General features: G+C 47.8%; 7 protein-coding genes. 2 read left to right on the top strand and 5 right to left on the bottom strand.

Annotated features, from left to right (window positions below):
* Window positions 1-188 precede the first annotated feature (188 nt).
* Window positions 189-1,223, top strand: coding sequence for an NADP(H)-dependent aldo-keto reductase (locus EQP46_RS22170; protein WP_129495694.1), 1,035 nt, complete (start codon window positions 189-191; stop codon window positions 1,221-1,223).
* Between the two features lie 116 nt (window positions 1,224-1,339).
* On the opposite strand, the gene EQP46_RS22175 is transcribed toward EQP46_RS22170, so the two are convergent.
* Window positions 1,340-1,591, bottom strand: a complete 252-nt coding sequence (locus EQP46_RS22175) for a hypothetical protein (protein WP_129495695.1) — start codon at window positions 1,589-1,591, stop codon at window positions 1,340-1,342.
* A 557-nt stretch (window positions 1,592-2,148) separates the two neighbouring features.
* Here EQP46_RS22175 and EQP46_RS22185 point away from each other — a divergent pair.
* Window positions 2,149-2,574 (top strand): PACE efflux transporter, encoded by a 426-nt coding sequence (locus tag EQP46_RS22185; RefSeq protein ID WP_129495697.1) that lies wholly within the window; start codon window positions 2,149-2,151, stop codon window positions 2,572-2,574.
* Window positions 2,575-2,667: 93 nt separating this feature from the next.
* Here EQP46_RS22185 and EQP46_RS22190 read toward each other — a convergent pair whose 3' ends face one another.
* The 4 genes from EQP46_RS22190 to prfB all read right to left on the bottom strand — a co-directional run bounded on the left by EQP46_RS22190 (window position 2,668) and on the right by prfB (window position 8,689).
* Window positions 2,668-4,002 (bottom strand): sigma-54-dependent transcriptional regulator, encoded by a 1,335-nt coding sequence (locus tag EQP46_RS22190; protein WP_017009124.1) that lies wholly within the window; start codon window positions 4,000-4,002, stop codon window positions 2,668-2,670.
* 400 nt (window positions 4,003-4,402) lie between these two features.
* On the bottom strand, window positions 4,403-5,827 hold the full coding sequence (locus tag EQP46_RS22195; protein ID WP_129495698.1) for an amidohydrolase: 1,425 nt from the start codon (window positions 5,825-5,827) through the stop codon (window positions 4,403-4,405).
* Between the two features lie 226 nt (window positions 5,828-6,053).
* Entirely contained in the window at window positions 6,054-7,562 is a 1,509-nt protein-coding gene (gene lysS, locus EQP46_RS22200) for a lysine--tRNA ligase (protein WP_129495699.1), read from the bottom strand.
* Window positions 7,563-7,590: 28 nt separating this feature from the next.
* Window positions 7,591-8,689, bottom strand: a protein-coding gene (prfB, locus tag EQP46_RS22205; RefSeq protein ID WP_129495700.1) for a peptide chain release factor 2 whose coding sequence is annotated in 2 segments (ribosomal slippage) — window positions 7,591-8,613 and window positions 8,615-8,689 — 1,098 coding nt in all. Because the reading frame shifts where the segments join, the coding sequence is not laid out codon by codon here.
* Window positions 8,690-8,930: the final 241 nt, after the last annotated feature.

The raw sequence follows: 8,930 nt of genomic DNA on the forward strand, positions 1-8,930 counted from the left end.
CGATCCAACGAGAATAGTGGCGTCCGAGGCTGCCTCGCGTTCAACATTCACAAAGGGGTTTGTACCTCTTATAAAATCTCCTAAGATGGAAGTGTTTATCGTAGTTCTTCGCTCAATAACGCCATTGAGCATGTCCTGTTGTAACGCATTGTTTTTCACTGACTACGCTCGCAATCCAAGGAGATCGGATGCAATACCATACCCTTCCTCATACCAGCTTAGACGTCAGCAAGATTTGTTTAGGCACCATGACATATGGCCAACAGAACACGGAAGCTGAAGCTCACGAGCAGCTCGCCCTCGCCACCGATCTCGGTGTCAATTTTATTGATACTGCCGAGATGTATGCCGTTCCGCCGACCCCAGAAACGCAAGGGCTCACCGAATCTTATATCGGCTCTTGGTTAAAGAAATCAGGCCAGCGTGACAAGCGCATTATTGCTACCAAAGTTGCGGGGCCGCGCGGTGTTCCTTACATCCGCGAAAACATGGCGTTGGATCGTCGCAACATTCGCCAAGCCGTTGAAGACAGCCTTGCCCGATTGCAAACCGACTACATCGATTTGTACCAAGTACATTGGCCTCAACGCCACGTGAACAGCTTTGGTCAGCTCAACTACAAGCATGAAGACGAAAACTCAGGTGTCAGCATTTTAGAAACGCTGGATGCCTTGACTGAACTGGTACGTGAAGGAAAGATTCGGTACATCGGCGTGTCTAACGAAACCCCTTGGGGCGTGATGAATTACTTAAAGTTGGCAGAAAAGCACAGCTTGAGCCGTATCGTCTCCATTCAAAATCCCTACAACCTGTTGAACAGAAGTTTCGAAGTCGGTTTGTCGGAAATCAGTCACCACGAAGGCGTTGAGCTTCTCGCATACTCTCCCCTCGCCTTTGGCGCATTAACAGGTAAATACCTCGATGGTGCGCGCCCAGACGGTGCTCGCTGTACGCGTTGGAGTCGTTTTAGCCGCTACTTCACCGAGCAAGGGCAAGCAGCCACACGCGCTTACGTGGACTTGGCGCATGAATACTCGTTAGATCCTGCTCAAATGGCCCTCGCATTCGTGAACAGCAGATCATTCATTGGTAGCAATATCATCGGTGCAACCACGCTTGAACAATTAAAAACCAACATCGAATCGGTAGATGTGCAACTGCCTGAGGCATTGCTTACGCGTATTGAAGAGATTGGCGCGACATACTCAAACCCTTGTCCGTAGTCGCTCGCTCCGTGCGTATATCAACACAGCAAAAAAGCGCCAACTGGCGCTTTTCTTTCATTTTCTCGCTGTCAAAGCAATCTACGGGAACCTTAATCGTAAAGGTTCCCGTCACGTTACGTGATTACGTTCACCCTCAACCGACGACGGATACGCGCCACTTCGCGAAGTGCCTTATATTGAGGAGCAACAGTATGTCCAATAGACAACCCGTCTTTTTCAAAACCAATATCTTTCAGCATGTGCTCAGACAAAGGCTCACCAATATATCGGATGCGTCGATGGGCTTTTCGCCACGCTTTTTCTTCACGCTTGATATCAAGTTGAACGAACAAAGTGGCTAAACGAAGGTATACAGATTGATTCATGATGGTCTCCTATTGAGGTTTAAGGAGGCCTTAGAGAATGTTACGGCAGGAAAAAGAGAAAAATATCGTATTTTCAAAGCCGCAATCATTCCCGCGGCCCGATTTTACGGTGCGGAAATTACTGTACAGGTTTTCGCATATCGGTATGCGAAGAGACAGAACAAATCATGACAGATGTAAATGTATTTAAAGTCATCGCTCGCCTCCTTAACCTTTTCATTTCAGTAAAATCGCACTTGTAAATTCATTGTTAATACTAATGATATGGATCAATATATCAACGAGTTATTTCTTATAACAATGAATTTAGCCGCATCCTCTTCTGTTCTATGGCTGTACAAAACATAACCGCAACATAGTCAGTCATTCGCCTATAAATTGGTACATATCTCTGTTTGTTATTTCCCTCCCAGATTTAATGCAAAATGACCATAAAGGCATACATTGAAACCATTCACACCTTCCTGCTTAACCACCTATCTCTTTATCGGATAGTACATAACTACAACCAATCTAATTTATGGATATTATTCTTCCCATCAACAGGAGAGAGAATAATGAGAACCGCCGCAGATCGTATTAGACATGCCATAGCCTTCGAACTGATTGGATTGATCTTGATCGTAGGGATCATGACACAATTTGGTTTTGATGCCGCCCACACGGGTGTACTCGGTATTGCGTTTTCACTGTTAGCAACCGGTTGGAACTATATCTATAACGTATGGTTCGACAAAGCCATGCAGAAATGGACTGGCACAACAGACAAGAAACAGAAGCATCGCATATTGCATGCACTGCTCTTTGAGTTAGGTTTGCTTTGGGTAACCATTCCCGTGATCGCTTGGTGGCTAAACCTAAGCTTGTGGAATGCTTTCTTGATGGATATTGGCCTTGTGCTTTTCTATCTGGTTTATGCCTACGTCTACAATTTAGCGTATGACAAATTGTTCCCAGTGAAATCCACTCACGTACACGCATAAAAAAACCGCCCTCGGGCGGTTTTTTGTTGTTAGCCTTTCACTAACAGCGCGCTGATGCAGGTTCAGCGGGTTTCGATAACTAAGATGCCTTAATTAACGAAAGCTGCGCGGTGCAGGGATCAAGCTGTGTTTGTTCAACAGGCGATACATGGTCGCACGAGAAACACCCAGCTCTTTCGCTGCTGCAGAAACTTGACCATTGTTGCTTTCAAGTACCGCTAGCAATGCATCACGCTCTGATTCTTCACGGATCTTACGAAGGCTCTGCTTGTAATCGCCTTGACGCGGTAAATCCAAGTGCTCGGCTTCAATCACCAAGTTGTCAGCAAGCAACACAGCACGTTTCACTTGGTTGATCAGTTCACGTACGTTACCTGGCCAGCTGTAGTTAACCAAGATTTTGTTGGCTTCTTCTGAGAAAGTGCGTGCTTGCGTGTTGTATTGACGCGCAAACTTGAGCAGGAAGTGTTCAGCCAATTCAGGAATATCCGCGCCGCGCTCTTTCAATGAAGGCACAGAAATACGCAGAACGTTCAAACGGTAGTAGAGATCTTCACGGAACAGACCTTCCGCAACCGCTTTCTCTAAATCCATGTGGGTTGCAGCAATCACGCGAACATCGATTTCTTTCGCGTACTTGTCATCATGAGATTCAACCGTGCCGTCTTGAAGAAGGTGAAGCAAGTTCGCCTGAAGATTAAGTGGCAAATCACCGATTTCATCCAAGAACAAAGTGCCTTGGTGCGCTTGCTGCACTTTACCTTCTGTGGTGCCATCACCGAACAATTCTGATGAAATCAATTTTTCAGGTAACGCACTGCATTTCACAGAAACGAAAGGCCCTTTAGCGCGCGTAGAGGCGTTATGAATCGCCATGCCCACCAACTCTTTACCCGTACCGCTTTCACCGTGAATAAGCACTGACACATCGGTAGGTGCTACACGACGAACTTGGTCACGCAGCTTTTTCATCACAGAGGTTTTGCCAAGCAAACCCATGTCGCTGTGATCGCCAAGCTGAGGCCAAACATGGCGCTCAAGTTTCAACATACCCAATTGGTGACCAATGGTGCTCATCAACTGGCTATCTGGAATTGGAGAAGTGAAGTAGTCAATGCAGAAGCTGACAATGAACTGACAGATTGCATCGTTGTTGAGTTGGTCTTCACGGATCAGTGCCAACCAGCGAACTTGTTTGTTGCGGTTAACCAGTGACGCTACACCGTTCAAGCTGAAATCATCGTGGCTAATATCCACGATCCCAATGCAAGGACCAATGTCCTGAAGAAGTGCTTGTGCTGCTCTGAGGTCGTAACAACGGTGACAACGCCACCCTGCTTGCTCCAATGTTGCCAACCATGGTTCGTATGTTCCGCCCACTACGACGAGTGAACTTGGAACTGCCTCAGATCTGAATTGCATACCCATAACGCCTGCCTTTAGTCATCCATTAACGACATGTGTTCAAAATGTTGTGAGTATCATTATATTTTGTAAGACAAAGAGGTTTGTCTCATTGTGGATACAATGTAGATCTCAATTCTCCAGACTTCCCAAAATAGACACTTTTGCTGTTGCGATTCCTGACAGACGATCCAGATTCAAAATCAAAATAGTCATTTAAAAACAATGAACTACATGAAAAACATTGCACCAAGATGACTATTCATCGCGACTCACAAATGCACATGTCTCAATTTAGAGAAAAATGCACATCTCTCTAAAATTTCTTAGATCATAGACTATGACCCGCATTCATGAGTGCATCAGGAGAAATAGAAATAAAAACCGCGTCATAGATCAGACGCGGTCTTTTTAATAGTAGGATTTATTGGACTTGTTCGCCGCTTGCAATGACACTTTCTCGTACTTTGTCTGCAAACTGCAACGCCTGATCACGAATTGAGCGCTCGTCGACCGTAGAAATGTCTCTGTCTTGCATCAACAATCGGCCATCTACGATGGCATGTCTCACATTCGTCGCATAGGCGGAATACACCAAGGCGGAGTAAGGGTTGTACATTGGCACCATATTCGGGGCTTTTGTATCGACTACGATGATGTCCGCAAACTTGCCCACCTCAAGTGAACCAATCTTATCTTCCATGTGTAGCGCGCGGGCTGCGCCCATGGTCGCCATTTCAATCACCTTCACGGGAGGCATTGCTGCGCGATCTTGATTCACGAGCTTATGCACTTTCGCCACCTGATTGAACTCATCAATGGTGCTCAGTGTGTTACCTGACATTGGGCCATCGGTACCCAACCCAATACGCAAGCCGTCGTCAAACATCTTCAATGCCGGAGACACGCCTTTGGCCGATTTGATATTAGCACTCATATTGTGTGCCACACCCACATCGTGCTTTTTCAGTAGCGCAATGTCGTCATCGTTCACATTAATGACGTGAGCACCGATAAGGTTTGGCGTCAGCGCACCAATATCAGCCATGTACTGCACCGGGCTTTTACCGCCACTGCGCTCAGCAATCACTTCGTTTTCGCGATCAGATTCTGCAAGGTGAATCATCACAGGCACATCAAGCGCTAGCGACAGCTCAGTGATTTTTTGAAGCACTTCCGTGGTGTTTGTATACGGGGCGTGAGGGGCAAATGCTGGCGTAATACGTGGGTGATCTTTGTATTGCTTAATGAAGTTCACGGCATATTGAATGCCCTCTTGTGCATTGGCCGCATCCGCCCCCGGATACTTAATGACGGTTTCGCCCAAAATGGCGCGCATGCCGATTTCATCAACGGTTTTCGCCACTTCATCTTCGAAGTAGTACATGTCCGCATACGTTGTCACGCCGCCTTTCAGCATTTCAACGTTCCCTAATTGCGCGCCAATACGCACCATGTCACGGCTCACCAAGGCCTTCTCTAACGGGAAGATATAGCGGTGTAAGCGATCAGGCACATCGTCAGCCAATGAGCGAAATACCGTCATGGAGGCATGGGTGTGGGTGTTTATCAAACTAGGCATCACAATGTCGCCATCCACATCGAGCACGGTCTTGGCAATGTAATCATCAGCCAGATCTGCACGACCTACCGCCACAATCTTGTTGCCTTTCACAGCCACCACGCCATTTTCCAACACCGATTTCTCCGTGTTCATGGTCAAAACGGTCGCATCTTTGATCAGCAGGTCGACATTCTCAGCAGCAAACGCAGCCGACGAAAGTGCAGCGGAGGAAACCATGGTTGCGATAGCAACACTGGCGGAAAGCAGGGTTTTCTTGAACATCATTTCTTCATCTTCACACAGCAAGGAAATTCGCGTGAATAATGGGCTGACGTGCTACAAAGAGAAATAAAAAGAGCAACATCGCTCGCAAAAGTGTGAGCTATGCCATACGGTTGCATATCCATAGATTGCCGATTTTCAGGCATAAAAAAACACCGGATTTATCCGGTGTTTTTCAACGTACAAAACGGTGTGGTTTATCCGCCCTATCAGCCGATAAACTTGGCAATTAGCCTTTGTTTTGTGGACGCATAGCTGGGAACAAAATCACGTCACGAATCGTGTGCGTGTTCGTAAACAGCATCGCCAGACGGTCGATACCGATACCTTGACCCGCCGTTGGTGGCAAGCCGTGCTCCAGTGCTGTAATGTAGTCAGCGTCGTAGAACATCGCTTCGTCATCACCCGATTCTTTCGCATCAACTTGCGCTTTGAAGCGGTTGTCTTGGTCTTCTGCGTCGTTAAGCTCAGAGAAACCATTCGCCACTTCACGGCCGCCGATAAAGAACTCAAAACGATCGGTGAAGAACGGATTGTCATCGCTACGACGTGCCAGCGGAGAAATGTCTGCTGGGTAACCCGTGATGAACGTTGGCTGGATCAGTTTAGGCTCAGCGGTTTCACCGAAGATTTCTTCAAGTAGCTGACCACAGGTCCAGAATTTCTCAACATAGATGTCTAGAGATTTCGCGATAGATACCATCAAATCACGGTTCTGAACGCCTTCATCGTCCAATGCTTGGATGTCAGCGTGGTCAGGGTTGTATTGCTTGATGGCTTCTAGCATGGTCATGCGTGCGTATTTACCGCCAAACTCAACCGTGTGCTCGCCGTAAGGCATTGCTGAGTTACCCAACACTTCAATAGCCACGGTACGCAGCATGTCTTCAGTCAGGTCGATCAGGTCGTTGTAATCTGCATACGCCATGTAGAATTCAATCATGGTGAATTCTGGGTTATGACGCGGAGACAACCCTTCGTTACGGAAGTTACGGTTAATTTCGAACACACGCTCAAAACCACCCACAACCAAACGCTTCAGGTAAAGCTCAGGCGCGATACGCAGGTACATTTCTTGATCAAGCGCGTTGTGGTGCGTGATGAATGGACGTGCTGATGCACCGCCAGGGATCACTTGCATCATCGGCGTTTCCACTTCCATAAAGTCTTTCGACTCCATGTAACGGCGGATCGCAGAGATCAGCTTAGAACGCACTTTAAACGCATTGCGTGATTCTTCGTTCACGATAAGGTCAACGTAACGTTGACGGTAACGCGTCTCTTGGTCAGTCAGACCGTGGAATTTTTCTGGAAGTGGACGCAACGCTTTCGTCAGCAGTTGGTACGCTTCCATGTTCACGTAAAGGTCACCTTTACCTGATTTGTGCAGCGCACCTGTCACACCGATGATGTCACCAATATCAAGGCCTTGGTATTGTTCTTTCAGTACGTTTTGCACGTCTTTCGCTGCATACGCCTGAATACGACCATTCACGTCTTGTAGCGCAAGGAATGGACCACGTTTTGCCATGATACGGCCAGCAACGGTCACTTTGTGATCCAATGCTTCTAGCTCTTCCTTGCTCTTTTCGCCAAATTCAGCCTGAAGGTCTGCCGCTGTGTGCTCACGACGAAAATCATTCGGGTGGCCATTCGCTTTGCAGTTTTGACGAATGTGGTTCAGTTTTGCACGACGCTCCGCAATTAGCTTGTTTTCGTCTTGTAACTGGTCAGTCATAGTGAACCTTTGAAATTAACGTAAAAAATCACAAACCAGATTTCAGGCTGGCTTCAATAAACTTGTCGAGATCACCGTCAAGTACCGCTTGGGTATTACGGTTTTCAATGCCTGTGCGCAGGTCTTTGATACGTGAGTCATCCAACACGTATGAACGGATCTGGCTACCCCAACCGATGTCAGACTTCGAGTCTTCGTTCGCTTGCTTCTCGGCATTTTGCTTGTGCATTTCTAGCTCAAACAGTTTTGCGCGAAGCTGCTTCATCGCCTGATCTTTGTTTTTGTGCTGACTACGGTCGTTCTGGCACTGCACCACGGTGTTCGTCGGAACGTGAGTAATACGTACCGCGGATTCGGTGGTGTTTACGTGCTGACCACCCGCGCCCGAAGCACGGTAAACGTCAATACGCAGATCAGATGGGTTGATATCGATTTCGATGTTGTCGTCAACTTCTGGGTAGATAAACGCAGAAGCAAACGAGGTGTGACGACGACCGCCTGAATCGAACGGCGATTTACGTACCAAACGGTGAACACCGGTTTCAGTACGCAACCAACCGTAAGCATATTCACCGCTCACGCGCACAGTCGCAGATTTCAATCCGGCCACATCGCCTTCAGACACTTCAATCACTTCTGACTTGAAGCCCTTAGCATCCGCCCAACGCAGATACATACGCAACATCATGGATGTCCAATCTTGCGCTTCCGTACCGCCCGAGCCTGCTTGCAGGTCGATATAACAATCAGAACCATCGTGGTCGCCAGAGAACATACGACGGAATTCAAGCTTCACCAGCTTGTCTTCCAAATCACTCAGCTCTGGGTCGATTTCGTCGAACGTGTCTTGGTCGCTTTCTTCGACGGCCAGCTCCAACAAATCGTTGATGTACACGCCACCCTGATCAAGTTGGTCGATAGTTTCTACTACCGCTTCAAGCGCAGAACGCTCGCGACCTAGCGCTTGTGCGCGCTCAGGTTCGTTCCACACATCAGGTTGTTCAAGTTCAGCATTAACTTCTTCTAGACGCTCTTTCTTGGCGTCATAGTCAAAGATACCCCCTAAGGACATTTGCGCGTTCGGCAATGTCCGCTAGGCGGTTTTTGATCGGATTGATTTCAAACATGGTCACTTCTAAATTCAGAATGAGTTTTAACCGCCGAATTCTATCGAATTGCGGGCAGAATAAACAGAGTGTGATGGGGATCAAACAGGAAATTTTCGGAGAAAAAGACAGAAAAGGGGGAATAGAGCTGGGTCCTGGGTCCTGGGTCCTGGGTCCTGGGTCCTGGGTCCTGGGTCCTGGGTCCTGGGTCCTGGGTCCTGGGTCCTGGGTCCTGGGTCCTGGGTCCTGGGTCCTGGGTCCT

It is taken from the genome of Enterovibrio baiacu (assembly GCF_004120195.1).
GTDB classification, from domain to species: Bacteria; Pseudomonadota; Gammaproteobacteria; order Enterobacterales; family Vibrionaceae; genus Enterovibrio; species Enterovibrio baiacui.